Below are 15,067 nucleotides of genomic sequence, written 5' to 3' on the forward strand. Positions count from 1 at the left end.
CGGGCTGCATTCCCACGCAGCGCGTGGGAACGATCATGGTGAGGCGCTACTCAGGCGCTACGGCTTTGTTGATACTCCGCCAGCGCCGGCAGCAATTGCTTGTCGATCGCCTGGCGCACGGCCGGCAGGATGGTCGCACTGCTGGTGTACATCTGCTTGACCATAGTTCGCAGATCCGTTGCCCGTTCGTTGTTCAAACCCCGTACCGCGCACTCGCAGGCCTGCTCGGCGTTAGCGCCAGGGGGCACTGCAAATCCTAACGCCTTGAGCTGGCCCAACAGGTCTTCCTGGTCAATCAAATCGGCGTACATCATGACGCAATCCTTCTTCAGGGAACGGTGTCGTGATTCGATTCTCATCGGGGCAAGAGGTGGCGGCAAGGACGTTTTGTCGCAATGGCCGCGATACCTATGAACAGGTCGTTTTCGGCTAACTTGCGAAAGGGGAGAGTGGGCACACTGGATTCAGCTGGCAACACGAAGGTTTGGTCACCCTCGCGCGAAGGCTCCTCAACAGTACCCTCCTCAGCTCCGATCCTGTCACGGCTTGATCGGGGTTTTTTTTGCCTGTGAATCAGGGCGGGATGGGGTGTCCGGGCTGACGACATCGCGAGCAGGCTCACTCCGACGGGGATATGCGATCCCCTGTAGGAGCGAGGCTTGCCCGCGAAGAACGATGACGCGGTCTAGCGTTGCAACACAAGGATCCGCGACAACAATTCATCCCGATCAACATAGCACCCTTGAAAATGACGGGCGCCACTGGCGGGATCAAACGCATTGCGGGCATGAAGGGTGCGGCGGTTGTCGAAGCACCACAGCTCACCGGGATTGAGCCGCGTCATCACCCGGAATCGTGCTTCGCGGGTCATTGCAATAAACCGCCGATAAGCGCGGTACAGCTTGGGCATGTCCTCGATCGAGGCATCAAACGGTCCGCGTAGAAAGTTCGCCATGCGAATTTCCGACACCTGCCCAAAGGCATCCAGCGCGATGATCGGCGCGAGACGGCGGTAGTCGCTGTGGCGATCTTTGTTGCGGAACTCCACCGGGATTTCGCAGAGGCTTTTAAACGACTCGGGATCTTCCTCGCGCAACGCTTGGGCTATGGCAAAGCCGTCGACAAAAATACTCTCGCCACCGTCCGCGTCATTGACCAGGCAATGCAGAAATTGCAGCCCCGGTTGCAACTCGCGGGTCGGCAAATCGCTATGCAGCGGCAGGTTGAAGGCGGTGTAGGCGTTGCTATCGGCATCGGCCTTGGATTGCACGTTGAACAGCACGCCGAAATTGCTCTCGCGGATGAAGGAAATCCGCTGGGCGATCAGTTTAAGTGAGCCGGGTTCGGTGGGTACGCCGCGCACTTGAGTCAGGCCGATATCGCGCACCGCCAGCAGCCATTGCAGCAAGGCGTCGTTGTCGTTCATCAGCGCCTGGTATTCGAACGCCGGCAGCTGCAAGTCGCTTTTCCACAGCCTGGATTTTGGTTTGCCGGCACGGCGTTCGGCACGGGACTCGTCGTCATAGGCGTGAGCGCGCAGCCAGCCCGGGTCGAGGCGGCTTAGGTGGCCGTCCTGCCATTCGACGCTGAGGCAACCTTCGGCGTCGACGTTTGCCGCTGTCGGCACCAGGTCCTCTGCGACGTCGACGATTTCCAGCACTTGCTCGCGGGTCACGGTGTAGACGCACTGCGGGCACGGGCAGTTATCTCGAAGCCATTGATGATGAAAGGGGCTGACCCGGCCGTCAGCCCACTGCACTTGAATTCGATCCGCCAGGGTTTGCACGGCGGACAACGCGCTGATCAACGGGTAGGTACGGAAGTCGGCAAAAGCGGCGGTGTTCAATGGCGATCTCCTTGTTATTTTTTAGGGGGTAATGCGATCACTCGGCCAATGTAGGCGGGGGTTGGCAGGTCGGTTTGCTCGGCGACGATGGCTTGCAGCTTGCTCAAGGTGTCTTCGCTGAACGGTGCGGAGCGAGGTCCGGCGAGGTCCACGTGCAGCAGCATTTGTTCGTTGCCCGCCAGTTCCTTGTCGTCGCCGACCAGATGCAGGCTGTGATAGAGGTGCAGGCGTTTGCTGTCGTGGCCGATGATTTGGGTACGCACTTCGACGTCAGCGTCGAGCTTCACTTCATGCAGGTAATTGAGGTGCAGTTCGAGGGTGAACAGCGAATTGCCGCTGGCTTCGCGGTTGTTGCTGTCCATGCCCAGGCGATCCATCAGGGCGTCGGTGGCGTAGCTGAAAATCAGCAGGTAGAAGGCATCGCGCAGGTGGCCGTTGTAGTCGACCCAGTCGGGGATGATTTTGGTTTGGTAGGTGGTGAGTGCGGGCATGTCGTCACATCCGAAATGGTTGAGGCCTGCAGGAGCGAGGCTTGCCCGCGAAGAGGCCGGTACATTCGACGGATCTCTTGCGGCAGGGAAATTGCCTTCGCGGGCAAGCCTCGCTCCTACAGAGGGTGGGGTGTTTAGTCAGCGAACGCCATCCCATGCTTCTCTTTGGTGGTCTTCACCGCTTCCAGCACCGCCAGCAAGCAATCATCACGATAGCGCTCCAGCGCGGAAATGCTGTGCGTGCCTAACTGATCGCTGGTGCCATCCACCACATCATCAATCAACTTGTCGGTCAGCTCCGGTGCCGGCAGATACGTCCACGGTAACTGCAACGCCGGTCCGAATTGCGCCATGAAGTGCCTCATACCCGCATCGCCACCCGCCAGGGTATACGTCAAGAACGTGCCCATGAATGACCAGCGCAGACCCGCGCCAAAGCGAATCGCATCATCGATTTCTCCGGTGGTCGCCACACCGTCGTTGACCAGGTGCAGCGCCTCCCGCCACAGCGCTTCGAGCAAACGGTCGGCGATGAACCCGGGCACTTCCTTGCGCACGTGCAGCGGACGCATGCCCAGGGATTCGTAGACTTTCATCGCCGCTTGAACGGCTTCCGGTGCGGTGTTTTTGCCGCCGACCACTTCCACCAGCGGCAGCAGGTAAACCGGGTTGAAGGGGTGTCCGACCACGCAGCGTTCCGGGTGCGTCGAACTCTCGTAGAACTCGCTCGGCAACAGACCGGAAGTACTGGAACCGATCAAGGCATTGGGCTTGGCCGCCGCGCTGATTTTACTGTGCAGTTCCAGTTTCAGATCGAGGCGCTCAGGGGCGCTTTCCTGAATGAAGTCGGCGTCGCGAACGCATTCCTCAATGGTTGCGACAAAGCGCAGCCGATCCTGTGAAGCACCCGGTGCCAAGCCTTGTTTCTCCAGCGCACCCCAGGCATTGGCGACGCGCTTGCGCAACGCGGCTTCGGCGCCAGGCGCCGGGTCCCAGGCGACAACGTCGAGGCCGTGGGCGAGGGCGCGGGATACCCAACCGCTGCCGATGACACCGCTGCCCAGGGCTGCGAAGGTTTTGATTTCGGTGATAAAGCTCATGGCGTCGTCCTAAAAGAATTCGGTGATCTCTGTAGGAGAGAGGCTTGCCCGCGAAGAGGCCGGTACATCCGACGGATCTCTTCCGCAGGAATGCCGCCTTCGCGGGCAAGCCTCGCTCCTACAGGTTATGTGCGTGGAGGATTAGCCGCGCTTGGTCAGGCCCATTTTTGCCCGGCCTTCCGCCGGAGTCAGGACGCGGGCACCGAGGCGGCTGAGGATTTCCGAGGCGCGTTCGACCAGCTGGCCGTTGGTCGCCAGCACACCCTTGTCCAGCCAGATGTTGTCTTCCAGGCCAACCCGCACGTTGCCGCCGAGCAGCACCGCTTGCGCCGCCATCGGCATTTGCATGCGACCGATGCCGAAGCCGGCCCACACCGCGTTCGCGGGCAGGTTGTCGACCATGGCTTTCATAGTGGTGGTGTCGGCCGGCGCGCCCCACGGAATGCCCAGGCACAGCTGGAACAGCGGATCGTCGAGCAGGCCTTCCTTGATCAACTGCTTGGCGAACCACAGGTGACCGGTGTCGAAAATTTCCAGCTCGGCCTTCACGCCCAGCTCTTGAATGCGTTTGGCGCCTGCGCGCAGTTGCGCCGGGGTGGACACGTAAATGGTGTCACCGTCGCCGAAGTTCAGGGTGCCGCAGTCGAGGGTGCAGATTTCCGGCAACAGTGCTTCAACGTGGGCCAGACGGGTCAATGGACCCACCAGGTCGGTGTTCGGACCGAACTCCATCGGGTTCTCGCCCGCGCCGATTTCCAGGTCGCCGCCCATGCCGGCGGTGAGGTTGACGATGATGTCGACGTCCGCCTCGCGGATGCGCTCCATCACTTCGCGGTACAAGGCCACGTCACGGCTGAATTTGCCGGTTTCGGGGTTGCGAACGTGGCAGTGAACGACCGTGGCACCGGCCTTGGCGGCTTCCACGGCGGCAGCGGCGATTTGTTTCGGGGTGACCGGCACGTGTGGGCTCTTGCTGGTCGTGTCGCCAGCACCGGTGAGTGCGCAGGTGATGATGACGTCGTGGTTCATGAGGCGGGTTCCTTGCAGGCGTGATGATTCCGTTCGCAGCCCCGTAGGGCTGCGAGTCGGTGGTTCAATCGGGGTTTATTTGCTGGTCAGTTTCAAATTGTCAGCGGCCGGTTTGCCATCGAAGGTGGTGACGCCTTCGAGCCAGCGTTGCTTGTCTTGCGGGTGATCTTTCAGCCATTGTTTGGCCGATTCGAAAGCGTCTTTGTGATCCAGCAGCGGCTGCATCATCCGGCTCTCGTCTTCGGCGGTGTAGGTCAGGTTGCTCAGCAATTTGCCGATGTTCGGGCACTGCTGCGCATAGTTCGGCGAAGTGACGGTCCAGACCGTGGCCATGCCTTCGTTCGGGCCGAGAGCGTCTTCGCTGCCGGTGAGGTAAGTCATCTGCACGTTGACGTTCATCGGGTGCGGCGCCCAGCCGAAGAACACCACGGCTTCTTTGCGGCGCACGGCGCGATCCACCGCCGCGAGCATGCCGGCTTCGCTGGACTCGACGAGCTGGAATTTGCCGAGGCCAAACTGGTTCTTGGCGATCATTGCCTTGATCTGGGTGTTAGCGCCCGAGCCAGGCTCGATGCCGTAGATCTTGCCGCCCAGTTCTTTTTCGAACTTGGCGATGTCGGCGAAGGTTTTCAGACCCTTGTCGGCGAGGTAAGTCGGAACGGCGAGGGTGGCGCGGGCGTCTTTGAGGCTAGGCGCTTCAAGCACCTTGACCTGATTGGCGTCGACGAAAGGCGTGATGGTCTGGGTCATCAGCGGGTTCCAGTAACCCAGGAACAGGTCCAGGCGCTGGTCGCGGATCCCGGCGAAGATGATTTGCTGGGAGGCGCTGGTTTGTTTGGTGTTGTAGCCGAGGCCGTCGAGCAAGACCTGGGTCATGGCACTGGTGGCGATCACGTCGGTCCAGTTCACGACGCCCATGCGTACGTTCTGGCATGAAGCAGGTTCGGCCGCCATGACGCTGGCGCTCAAGAAGGCGGTACCGCTGAGTGCAAGAACACAGCTGCTGATCAGTCGTTTCATGTCGGGGTTCCTCGGCAGACGTTATTGTGGGTTCCGGCATCTTTGTGCGCCGGTGATGCCAAGTTACGCAGCTAAGGCCCCGTGAAAGCGCACTGCGGCGACCAGCTCTTGCACTGCAGCGACCTGCGCTCTTGAAAGCCTGTTGCAAGTGGCGTATCAACGTCCACACGCTACCCGCCCTCTCGTTACCTGCCAGTCGAGTGCGCTCCATGTCCCAGGACTTCTACTTCATGTTGATGCCGGGTTTCTCGGCCATCGGTTTTATCTCGGCCATCGAGCCGCTGCGGGTCGCCAATCGCTTTCGCGGCGAGTTGTATCGCTGGCACGTGCTGAGCGCTGACGGCGGGGCGGTATTGGCCAGCAATGGCATGTCGGTCAACGCCGACGCGGCGCTGGAACCGCTGAAGAAAGGTGCAACCCTGTTGGTGGTCGCCGGTTTCGAACCGCTGAAATTCGCCACGCCCGCGCTGGAGCACTGGCTGCGCCGTCTGGACAACGAGGGCGTGACCCTCGGCGCCATCGACACCGGCAGTTTCGTCCTCGCCGAAGCCGGCCTGCTCGACGGCCATCGCCTGACCCTGCACTGGGAAGCCATCGACGCGTTCAAGGAGTCTTATCCACAGCTCAGCGTCACCCAGGAGCTGTTCGAGATCGATCGCCGCCGTATCACCTCAGCCGGCGGTACAGCCTCCATCGACCTGATGCTCGACCTGATCGCCCAGGCCCACGGCCCGGAACTGGCGATTCAGGTCAGCGAACAATTCGTGCTCGGGCGCATCCGCCCGCGCAAAGACCACCAGCGCATGGAAGTCGCCACGCGCTATGGCATCAGCAACAAGAAGTTGGTGCATGTGATTGGGGAGATGGAGCAGCACAGCGAACCACCGCTGAGTACGCTTGAGTTAGCCGAATCGATCAAGGTGACGCGGCGCCAGTTGGAGCGCCTGTTTCGGTTGCACCTGAACGACACGCCGAGCAATTTCTACCTGCGCTTGCGGCTGGAGAAGGCCCGGCAGTTGCTGCGACAGACGGACATGAGTGTGCTGGAGGTGAGCATTGCGTGCGGTTTTGAATCGCCGTCGTATTTCACCCGCAGCTATCGGGCGAAGTTTGCGCGGTGCCCGCGCGAGGATCGCCGACGGCTTGGGGATGGGCGAGAGCTGGTCTGAGCACAGATTCCAACAACACCAAAAAAACCTGTGGGAGCGAGGCTGCTCGCGAATGCAATCTGTCAGCCGCCATTGATGTCGACTGACCTACCGCTTTCGCGAGCAGGCTCGCTCCCACAGTTATGATTTGGTGTGGATCTTATTTCTTCATTAAGGCCGAGCAGGCTGCTTTGTAGGCTTCATGCTGATACTTGTTCAGCGTCGCTGGCAGTTCCACGTTGTGCTTCTTGCTCTGCGCATTGATCGTCTGCGGCGACAGCAGCGTCACCTCGCAATTTTCCAGCAGCTGAAACACACCCTCGATCTTGAACGTGGTCGGTCCACCGGCGAACTCGCCTTTCTTGCTGCGCTTCTTGATCGCGATCCGGTCGATGGAGTTCTCGCGTACAAACGACGCCACCTGAGCGGCGAAGACTTTGACGTTCGCGGCTTCGTCGTCATCGTCGAGGGCGATTTTCTTGGTGGGCAGGGCTACGTGACTCAGCGTCTGACCGTCCAGGGACGCGACGGCAATGATCGCTTCGCTGCCTTTGATTTCGATGCCGCAGATTTTCATTTCGATCCCTTTCACAAATGGTGGTGTGCAGCCTACAGCTCAAGTTGATTAGCCGTGATGCCAAACGCCGCGGCAATTTTCTCGCGGGTGGCCTAGCGAGGCTTCGCTACAGTCTCTTGCTGGGCAAAAGCAGGTTGAGAAATGCCCATGCGTTTGGCCACCTCATCCTGTGTAAGGTTCAGGTGTTCGCGCCAGGCCCTGACCGGTAACGCGCCATCAACGATAAGGCTGACTACTTCGTGAGGGATCAAATCATTCTCCATATTTATGTTTTCACTCCTGCCCAATCGACTCCAAAAACTCCGACCGCTCATCACTCATCCGCGCCACGCAATCGTTCTGCGCAATGGTGAACGCCTTGCTGCCACTGGTCGCCGGAAACGCTTCAACCGCGCAATCCGCATCCCGGGTTTTCAGCCACTGCTGCTGCGCGGCCTTGAGCTTGGCGGTGATGTCGCTCAGTTGCGCCGGGTTCTTGCCGTAGGCCGTTTGCATGCGCTCGGTCAGGCTTTGGTAATTGTCCTTGAGCAGGTCTTCGGCGGTGGTTCTGCTGAAGGCGGAGCATTCCAGGGTCTGGACGTCGTTTTCGACCTTGTCGCAGGGGTTGTCGTCGGCCTCTTCAGCTGCGTGTACGCCGGTCGCTATCAGTGCCAAAGCCAGGAAGATCGTTCTCATTGCGACGCAGCCCCTATTTTTCAGTGCCTATTCAGTAATGCAGCGGATTCTGGCCCAAGCAGCGGCCCTTGAACAGGTGGGCGATTGCGTCGATCAACGACCCTTTGTCGCGGATTGACGCTTTCGGCAAACCCCCTGTCGTTTTTGCACCCGGCTGCCCCGGTCCTCAGGCATATGCTGGCCCCAAAGCGCCGGCACACGATTCGGCGCATGAATCGCTAATAGGGGACAGCCTGATGAGCCCAGCCGAATTGCACGCCGACAGCATCGTTATCGACGGGCTGATTATTGCCAAGTGGAACCGTGAGCTGTTCGAAGACATGCGCAAGGGCGGTCTGACCGCGGCTAACTGCACCGTGTCGGTGTGGGAGGGCTTCCAGGCCACCGTCAACAACATCGCCGCCAGCCAGAAGCTGATCCGCGAGAACAGCGACCTGGTGATTCCGGTTCGCACTACCGCCGACATCCGTAAAGCGAAGGAGCAGGGCAAGACCGGCATCCTGTTCGGCTTCCAGAATGCTCACGCGTTTGAAGACCAGATCGGCTACGTCGAGGTCTTCAAGCAGCTCGGCGTCGGTATCGTGCAGATGTGCTACAACACCCAGAACCTGGTAGGGACTGGCTGCTACGAGCGCGATGGCGGCCTGTCGGGATTCGGTCGTGAAATCGTTGCCGAGATGAACCGCGTCGGGGTCATGTGCGACCTGTCCCACGTCGGCTCCAAGACGTCTGAAGAAGTCATTCTCGAATCGAAGAAACCGGTGTGCTACTCACACTGCCTGCCGTCGGGCCTGAAAGTCCATCCGCGCAACAAGTCCGATGAAGAACTGAAGTTCATCGCCGATCACGGCGGTTTTGTCGGCGTGACCATGTTCGCGCCGTTCCTGGCCAAGGGCATCGATTCGACCATCGACGACTACGCCGAGGCCATCGAATACACCATGAACATCGTTGGTGAAGACGCCATCGGTATCGGCACTGACTTCACCCAGGGCCATGGCCAGGACTTCTTCGAGTACCTGACCCATGACAAGGGCTACGCCCGCCGCCTGACCAGCTTCGGCAAGATCATCAACCCGCTGGGCATCCGCACCGTCGGCGAGTTCCCGAACCTGACCGAAACCCTGCTCAAGCGCGGCCACTCCGAGCGTGTGGTGCGCAAGATCATGGGCGAGAACTGGGTCAACGTCTTGAAAGACGTTTGGGGCGAATAAGCCGCCGCATCTGAAGAATTCTTTCCCCCGGCCGTCCGCGCCGGGGGCAACACCCAAAATTTTCTGGAGTTAAGTTTCCATGGCCAAGATCGCCCCGCAATTGCCAATCGAAGTCGACAGCGAAACCGGTGTCTGGACCTCCGACGCCCTGCCAATGCTGTATGTGCCGCGTCACTTCTTCGTCAACAACCACATGGGCATCGAGGAAGTACTGGGCGCCGACGCCTACGCCGAAATCCTCTACAAGGCCGGCTACAAATCCGCCTGGCACTGGTGTGAAAAAGAAGCCGAATGCCACGGCCTGGAAGGCGTCGCGGTGTTCGAGCACTACATGAAGCGCCTGTCGCAACGCGGCTGGGGCCTGTTCAAGATCCAGGACATCGACCTCGACAAGGGCACCGCCAGCGTCAAGCTCGAACACTCGGCGTTCGTCTACGTGTACGGCAAGGTCGGGCGCAAGGTCGACTACATGTTCACCGGTTGGTTTGCCGGGGCCATGGACCAGATTCTGCAAGCCCGTGGCAGCAAGATCCGCACTGTTGCCGAACAGGTTTACGGTGGCTCCGAAGAAGGCCACGACGACGGTTTGTTCACCGTCAAGCCGTTGTAAGTCGAGGAACCCGCCATGGCTTTCGAAGCAATGTTCCAGCCGATCCAGATCGGCAAACTGACCATCCGCAACCGCGTGCTCAGTACCGCGCACGCCGAGGTCTACGCGACCGACGGCGGCATGACCACCGACCGGTACGTCAAGTATTACGAAGAGAAAGCCAAGGGCGGGATCGGCCTGGCGATTTGCGGCGGTTCCTCCAGCGTGGCCATCGACAGCCCGCAAGGCTGGTGGAAGTCGGTCAACCTGGCCGACGACCGGATCATTCCGCACTTCCAGAACCTGGCCGATGCCATGCACAAGCATGGCGCCAAGATCATGATCCAGATTACCCACATGGGCCGTCGTTCCCGCTGGGATGGCGAGCATTGGCCAACTCTGCTGTCGCCGTCGGGCATCCGCGAGCCGGTGCACCGTGCGACTTGCAAAACCATCGAGCCGGAAGAAATCTGGCGGGTGATCGGCAACTACGCCAGCGCTGCGGCACGGGCCAAGGCCGGTGGCCTGGATGGCGTCGAGCTGTCCGCCGTGCACCAGCACATGATCGACCAGTTCTGGAGCCCGCGGGTCAACAAGCGTACCGACGAATGGGGCGGCAGCTTCGAGAACCGCATGCGTTTCGGCCTGGAAGTGATCAAGGCTGTGCGGGCTGAAGTCGGCCCGGATTTCTGCGTCGGCATCCGTCTGTGCGGTGATGAGTTCCACCCGGACGGCTTGTCCCACGAGGACATGAAGCAGATCGCCAAGTACTACGACGACACCGGCATGATCGACTTCATCGGCGTGGTGGGTTCGGGTTGCGACACCCACAACACCCTGGCCAACGTTATCCCGAACATGAGTTATCCACCGGAGCCGTTCCTGCATTTGGCGGCCGGTATCAAGGAAGTGGTCAAGGCCCCGGTCCTGCATGCGCAGAACATCAAGGACCCGAACCAGGCGACCCGTATTCTGGAAGGCGGCTACGTGGACATGGTCGGCATGACCCGCGCCCACATCGCCGACCCGCACCTGATCGCCAAGATCAAAATGGGTCAGGTTGACCAGATCAAGCAATGCGTCGGCGCCAACTACTGCATCGACCGTCAGTATCAGGGCCTGGACGTCTTGTGCATCCAGAACGCCGCGACTTCCCGTGAGTACATGGGCGTGCCGCACATCATCGAGAAATCGACCGGTGTGAAGCGCAAGGTTGTGGTGGTCGGTGCCGGTCCTGCCGGGATGGAAGCGGCGCGTGTGTCGGCCGAACGTGGCCACGACGTGACCCTGTTCGAGAAGAAAGAATTCATTGGCGGGCAGATCACTACCGCTTCGAAAGCCCCGCAACGGGACCAGATCGCCGGTATCACTCGCTGGTTCCAGCTGGAATTGGCGCGTCTGAAAGTCGACCTGCGCCTGGGCGTGGCGGCCGATGCGGCAACCATTCTCGACCTGCGTCCGGACGTGGTGGTGCTCGCCGTTGGCGGTCATCCGTTCCTGGAACAAAACGAACACTGGGGCGCGGCTGAAGGCTTGGTGGTCAGCAGCTGGGACATCCTCGACGGCAAGGTCGCGCCGGGCAAGAACGTGTTGGTCTACGACACCATTTGCGAATTCACCGGCATGTCGACCGCCGACTTCCTCGCTGACAAAGGCAGCCAGGTCGAGATCGTTACTGACGACATCAAGCCGGGCGTGGCGATTGGCGGTACGTCGTTCCCGACGTACTACCGCAGCATGTACCCCAAAGAAGTGATCATGACCGGCGACATGATGCTGGAAAAGGTCTACCGCGAAGGCGACAAGCTGGTGGCGGTGCTGGAAAACGAATACACCGGCGCCAAAGAGGAGCGGGTGGTGGACCAGGTCGTCGTTGAAAACGGCGTGCGTCCGGACGAAGAAATCTACTACGCCATGAAGGAAGGCTCGCGCAACAAAGGCCAGATGGACATCGAAGCCCTGTTCGCGATCAAGCCGCAACCTTCGCTGAGCCAGGCGGGCGACGGCTACTTGCTGTTCCGCATCGGCGACTGCGTGGCGCAGCGCAATACACACGCCGCCATTTATGACGCACTCCGGCTCTGTAAGGATTTTTGACGGCTTAGCTGCAAGCCTTAAGCTGCAAGCTACAAGTAAAAGCTCATCCTCACCGCCGCTTTTTCTTGCAGCTTGTAGCTTGTAGCTTGCACCTCGCCAGAGGTGACTCTGATGTTGAACACCCTTCTTCCAATCCTGTTGTTCGCTGCCCTGGGCCTTGCCGTCCTCGGCGCGTTGCGGCGGGTGGCTATGTGGCGCCGGGGCCGTGCCTCCAAGGTCGACCTGATCGGCGGCCTGTTCGCCATGCCCAAGCGCTACATGGTCGACTTGCACCACGTCGTGGCGCGGGACAAATACATCGCCAACACCCACGTGGCCACGGCCGGTGGTGCGGTGGCGTCCATCGTGCTGGCGATTCTGGTGCACGGTTTCGGCCTGCATAACCGCATCCTCGGTTACGCGCTGCTGTTGATGACGGTGGTGATGTTCGTCGGTGCGATCTTCGTGTACCTGCGTCGTCGCAACCCACCGGCGCGCCTGTCCAAAGGGCCGTGGATGCGCCTGCCGAAAAGCCTGTTGGCGTTCTCGGCGAGCTTCTTCCTGTTGACCCTGCCGGTGGCCGGCATCCTCCCGGAAAACTTCGGCGGTTGGGTGGTGGCGGCGATCCTCGGCCTCGGTGTTTTGTGGGGTGTGAGTGAACTGTTCTTCGGCATGACCTGGGGCGGGCCGATGAAGCACGCCTTCGCCGGGGCCCTGCACCTGGCTTGGCACCGTCGCGCCGAACGCTTTGGCGGCGGCCGTTCCACCGGTTTGAAACCGCTGGACCTGAACGACCCGAGCGCACCGTTGGGCGTGGAAAAACCCAAGGATTTCACCTGGAACCAACTGCTCGGCTTCGACGCCTGCGTGCAGTGCGGTAAATGCGAAGCCGCGTGCCCTGCATTCGCCGCCGGCCAGCCGCTGAACCCGAAAAAACTGATTCAGGACATGGTCGTCGGCCTGGCCGGTGGCACCGACGCCAAGTTCGCTGGCAGCCCGTATCCGGGCAAGGCCATCGGCGAGCACGCCGGCAACCCGCATCAACCGATCGTCAACGGTTTGGTGGACGCCGAGACCCTGTGGTCCTGCACCACGTGCCGGGCTTGTGTCGAGGAATGTCCGATGATGATCGAGCACGTCGACGCCATCGTCGACATGCGCCGCCATCTGACCCTGGAAAAAGGCGCCACTCCGAACAAGGGCGCCGAAGTCCTGGAAAACCTGATCGCCACCGATAACCCGGGCGGTTTCGCGCCGGGCGGGCGGATGAACTGGGCGGCGGATTTGAACCTCAACCTGATGAGCGAGAAGAAATCCGTCGACGTGCTGTTCTGGGTTGGCGACGGCGCCTTCGACATGCGCAACCAGCGCACCCTGCGCGCTTTCGTCAAAGTGTTGAAAGCAGCCAAGGTCGACTTCGCGGTGCTGGGGCTCGAAGAGCGCGACAGCGGTGACGTGGCCCGACGCCTGGGCGACGAAGCAACCTTCCAGTTGTTGGCCAAACGCAACATCCAGACCCTGGCCAAGTACAGCTTCAACCGCATCGTCACCTGTGACCCGCACAGCTTCCACGTGCTGAAAAACGAGTACGGCGCCTTCGACGGCAACTACCTGGTGCAGCACCACAGCACCTACATGGCCGAAATCATCGGCGCTGGCGCCTTGAACCTTGGCCAGCACAAAGGCAGCAGCGTGACGTATCACGACCCGTGCTACCTCGGCCGCTACAACGGCGAATACGAGGCGCCGCGTGAAGTGCTGCGCGCCCTCGGCATTGAAGTCAAAGAGATGCAACGCTCCGGTTTCCGCTCGCGCTGCTGCGGCGGCGGTGGCGGGGCGCCGATCACCGACATTCCGGGCAAGCAACGGATCCCTGACATGCGCATGGACGACATCCGCGAAACCGGCGCCGAACTGGTGGCCGTGGGTTGCCCGCAATGCACCGCGATGCTCGAAGGCGTGGTCGAACCGCGTCCGCTGATCAAGGACATCGCCGAATTGGTGGCGGACGCGCTGCTCGAAGACGCGGCGCCGAGCAAGCCGACCAAACCGGCCCAACGTGAACCTGCGGAGGCCCACTGATGAGCGACATTATCCGCCGCGACCCCCGCGCCGAATGGATTGCCCGTAACCGCCTGCACCCGCTGCACGCGGCCATGCAACCGGCGCAACACAGCTGGATGGGCCCTAACGGCGTCATCCGCAAGAACCTGCACGGCATCGGTTTTATCGGTCCCAACGGCATCAAGCGCATTGACCGCAGCGGCGCTCAGCAGGGCGGCGCGACCAAACGCTCGGCGGCCGTGGAAGTGCAATTGCCACTGCATCAAGTGCCTGCACCTGCGTTTTACATCAGCGTGGTGCCGGACATGGTCGGCGGCCGCTTGAGCAGCCACGACCGCGACTTGCTCGGTCTGGCGCATCAACTGGCCGGCAAGGAAGGCGCGGTGTTGGCCGTGGTTTTCGGCGAACACAAAGAAAACGCCTTCACTACCGCAGGCGTCGATCGCTTGCTGGTATTGGACGGCGATGAATTCAGCGGTTATGCACCGGAGCAACGGGTCCAGGGCCTGCGGGCTGTGGATAACCAGTTCAGTCCGCGTCACTGGCTGCTGCCGGACAGCCGCAGCGGTGGCGGTGAACTCGGTCGGCGCTTTGCCGCCGCACTGGGCGAACGCCCGGCCACGCGGGTCTGGCAGGTCAAGGATCAGGAATGCATCGGCCGCGCCGGTGCCGGTTTACAGGACCTTGCGCGTCCGGTCGCACGCTTGATTCTGGCCGCTGTCGAGTGCGCAGAACCGGTCAGCGAAACCCGTCACGAAGCGTTGCCCGTGGAGTTATCCACAGCCGTCGCACGCAGCTTGTCGCGCATTGAAGATTTGGGCGCGGTGGCGGTGGATCCGGCGGCGATTCCGATGGCCGAAGCCGAATTCATCTTCTCCGGCGGCAACGGAGTCAAGGACTGGGGACTTTTCCACAGGACCGCTGAAGCCCTTGGCGCCACCGAAGGCGCGTCGCGGGTGGCGGTGGACGATGGCTTCATGGCGCGCGATCGCCAAGTCGGCGCGTCCGGTACCTGGGTCACCGCGCGGGTTTACGTGGCGGTGGGGATTTCCGGGGCGATCCAGCACCTGCAAGGCATTGGTGCCTGCGACAAGGTGGTGGCAATCAACCTCGACCCTGGCTGCGACATGATCAAACGAGCCGACCTGTCGGTGATCGGTGAGAGCGCCGAAATTCTTCAAGCCTTGATCGCGGCGGTAGAGGCTTACCGCAACGAAGCCAAGCGCGATGCGGCTTAA

At 61.1% G+C, this 15,067-nt stretch carries 14 protein-coding genes and 1 pseudogene; 6 read left to right on the forward strand and 9 right to left on the reverse strand.

Annotated features, from left to right (window positions below; all coding sequences use genetic code 11):
• Positions 1 to 50: 50 nt before the first annotated feature.
• The 6 genes from FHL16_RS01635 to FHL16_RS01665 all read right to left on the reverse strand — a co-directional run bounded on the left by FHL16_RS01635 (position 51) and on the right by FHL16_RS01665 (position 5,486).
• On the reverse strand, positions 51 to 314 hold the full coding sequence (locus tag FHL16_RS01635) for a hypothetical protein (RefSeq protein ID WP_010466994.1): 264 nt from the start codon (positions 312 to 314) through the stop codon (positions 51 to 53).
• Between the two features lie 371 nt (positions 315 to 685).
• Positions 686 to 1,846, reverse strand: coding sequence for a gamma-butyrobetaine dioxygenase (locus tag FHL16_RS01645; RefSeq protein ID WP_077747264.1), 1,161 nt, complete (start codon positions 1,844 to 1,846; stop codon positions 686 to 688).
• A 14-nt stretch (positions 1,847 to 1,860) separates the two neighbouring features.
• Positions 1,861 to 2,337 (reverse strand): thioesterase family protein, encoded by a 477-nt coding sequence (locus tag FHL16_RS01650; RefSeq protein WP_010466998.1) that lies wholly within the window; start codon positions 2,335 to 2,337, stop codon positions 1,861 to 1,863.
• Between the two features lie 134 nt (positions 2,338 to 2,471).
• The gene (locus FHL16_RS01655) at positions 2,472 to 3,437 is read right to left on the reverse strand and encodes an L-carnitine dehydrogenase (protein ID WP_077747265.1); all 966 of its coding nucleotides are present in this window, start codon (positions 3,435 to 3,437) and stop codon (positions 2,472 to 2,474) included.
• Positions 3,438 to 3,578: 141 nt separating this feature from the next.
• Complete coding sequence (locus FHL16_RS01660) at positions 3,579 to 4,466, reverse strand: 3-keto-5-aminohexanoate cleavage protein (RefSeq protein WP_008151915.1); 888 nt, start codon at positions 4,464 to 4,466, stop codon at positions 3,579 to 3,581.
• 75 nt (positions 4,467 to 4,541) lie between these two features.
• Entirely contained in the window at positions 4,542 to 5,486 is a 945-nt protein-coding gene (locus FHL16_RS01665) for a choline ABC transporter substrate-binding protein (protein ID WP_010467000.1), read from the reverse strand.
• Between the two features lie 209 nt (positions 5,487 to 5,695).
• Here FHL16_RS01665 and FHL16_RS01670 point away from each other — a divergent pair, with 209 nt between their 5' ends.
• Positions 5,696 to 6,655, forward strand: coding sequence for a GlxA family transcriptional regulator (locus FHL16_RS01670; RefSeq protein ID WP_010467001.1), 960 nt, complete (start codon positions 5,696 to 5,698; stop codon positions 6,653 to 6,655).
• Between the two features lie 139 nt (positions 6,656 to 6,794).
• Here FHL16_RS01670 and FHL16_RS01680 read toward each other — a convergent pair whose 3' ends face one another.
• The 3 genes and pseudogenes from FHL16_RS01680 to FHL16_RS01690 form a co-directional block, all read right to left on the reverse strand.
• On the reverse strand, positions 6,795 to 7,211 hold the full coding sequence (locus tag FHL16_RS01680) for a DUF3010 family protein (RefSeq protein WP_027926650.1): 417 nt from the start codon (positions 7,209 to 7,211) through the stop codon (positions 6,795 to 6,797).
• A gap of 92 nt (positions 7,212 to 7,303) precedes the next feature.
• Positions 7,304 to 7,474, reverse strand: a pseudogene (locus FHL16_RS01685) (helix-turn-helix domain-containing protein); the annotation flags it as partial.
• A 10-nt stretch (positions 7,475 to 7,484) separates the two neighbouring features.
• Positions 7,485 to 7,886: a lysozyme inhibitor LprI family protein gene (locus tag FHL16_RS01690; RefSeq protein ID WP_010467005.1), complete on the reverse strand. Its 402-nt coding sequence runs from the start codon at positions 7,884 to 7,886 to the stop codon at positions 7,485 to 7,487.
• A gap of 236 nt (positions 7,887 to 8,122) precedes the next feature.
• Between FHL16_RS01690 and FHL16_RS01700 the strand changes: the two genes are divergently transcribed.
• The 5 genes from FHL16_RS01700 (at position 8,123) to etfA (ending at position 15,067) form a co-directional block, all read left to right on the forward strand.
• Positions 8,123 to 9,100: a dipeptidase gene (locus tag FHL16_RS01700; RefSeq protein ID WP_007907542.1), complete on the forward strand. Its 978-nt coding sequence runs from the start codon at positions 8,123 to 8,125 to the stop codon at positions 9,098 to 9,100.
• 79 nt (positions 9,101 to 9,179) lie between these two features.
• Positions 9,180 to 9,710 (forward strand): DUF5943 domain-containing protein, encoded by a 531-nt coding sequence (locus FHL16_RS01705; protein WP_008033249.1) that lies wholly within the window; start codon positions 9,180 to 9,182, stop codon positions 9,708 to 9,710.
• 15 nt (positions 9,711 to 9,725) lie between these two features.
• A complete protein-coding gene (dgcA, locus tag FHL16_RS01710) occupies positions 9,726 to 11,786 on the forward strand; it encodes a dimethylglycine demethylation protein DgcA (RefSeq protein WP_008151900.1) in 2,061 nt (686 codons plus the stop codon).
• 111 nt (positions 11,787 to 11,897) lie between these two features.
• Positions 11,898 to 13,847: a dimethylglycine demethylation protein DgcB gene (dgcB, locus tag FHL16_RS01715; protein WP_010467006.1), complete on the forward strand. Its 1,950-nt coding sequence runs from the start codon at positions 11,898 to 11,900 to the stop codon at positions 13,845 to 13,847.
• Entirely contained in the window at positions 13,847 to 15,067 is a 1,221-nt protein-coding gene (gene etfA / locus FHL16_RS01720; RefSeq protein WP_010467007.1) for an electron transfer flavoprotein subunit alpha, read from the forward strand. Before dgcB ends, etfA begins: the two co-directional genes overlap by 1 nt.

It is taken from the genome of Pseudomonas sp. FSL W5-0299 (assembly GCF_005930655.1).
In the GTDB taxonomy this organism is placed as follows: domain Bacteria; phylum Pseudomonadota; class Gammaproteobacteria; order Pseudomonadales; family Pseudomonadaceae; genus Aquipseudomonas; species Aquipseudomonas mandelii.

Bases quoted from the DNA above. Each gene is read 5' to 3' on its own strand.
- FHL16_RS01700 (WP_007907542.1), top strand. From the start codon at position 8,123: ATGAGCCCAGCCGAATTGCACGCCGACAGCATCGTTATCGACGGGCTG.
- FHL16_RS01660 (WP_008151915.1), bottom strand. From the start codon at position 4,466: ATGAACCACGACGTCATCATCACCTGCGCACTCACCGGTGCTGGCGAC.
- dgcA (WP_008151900.1), top strand. From the start codon at position 9,726: ATGGCTTTCGAAGCAATGTTCCAGCCGATCCAGATCGGCAAACTGACC.
- dgcB (WP_010467006.1), top strand. From the start codon at position 11,898: ATGTTGAACACCCTTCTTCCAATCCTGTTGTTCGCTGCCCTGGGCCTT.
- FHL16_RS01655 (WP_077747265.1), bottom strand. From the start codon at position 3,437: ATGAGCTTTATCACCGAAATCAAAACCTTCGCAGCCCTGGGCAGCGGT.
- FHL16_RS01635 (WP_010466994.1), bottom strand. From the start codon at position 314: ATGATGTACGCCGATTTGATTGACCAGGAAGACCTGTTGGGCCAGCTC.
- FHL16_RS01680 (WP_027926650.1), bottom strand. From the start codon at position 7,211: ATGAAAATCTGCGGCATCGAAATCAAAGGCAGCGAAGCGATCATTGCC.
- FHL16_RS01670 (WP_010467001.1), top strand. From the start codon at position 5,696: ATGTCCCAGGACTTCTACTTCATGTTGATGCCGGGTTTCTCGGCCATC.
- FHL16_RS01705 (WP_008033249.1), top strand. From the start codon at position 9,180: ATGGCCAAGATCGCCCCGCAATTGCCAATCGAAGTCGACAGCGAAACC.
- FHL16_RS01690 (WP_010467005.1), bottom strand. From the start codon at position 7,886: ATGAGAACGATCTTCCTGGCTTTGGCACTGATAGCGACCGGCGTACAC.
- FHL16_RS01650 (WP_010466998.1), bottom strand. From the start codon at position 2,337: ATGCCCGCACTCACCACCTACCAAACCAAAATCATCCCCGACTGGGTC.
- FHL16_RS01665 (WP_010467000.1), bottom strand. From the start codon at position 5,486: ATGAAACGACTGATCAGCAGCTGTGTTCTTGCACTCAGCGGTACCGCC.
- etfA (WP_010467007.1), top strand. From the start codon at position 13,847: ATGAGCGACATTATCCGCCGCGACCCCCGCGCCGAATGGATTGCCCGT.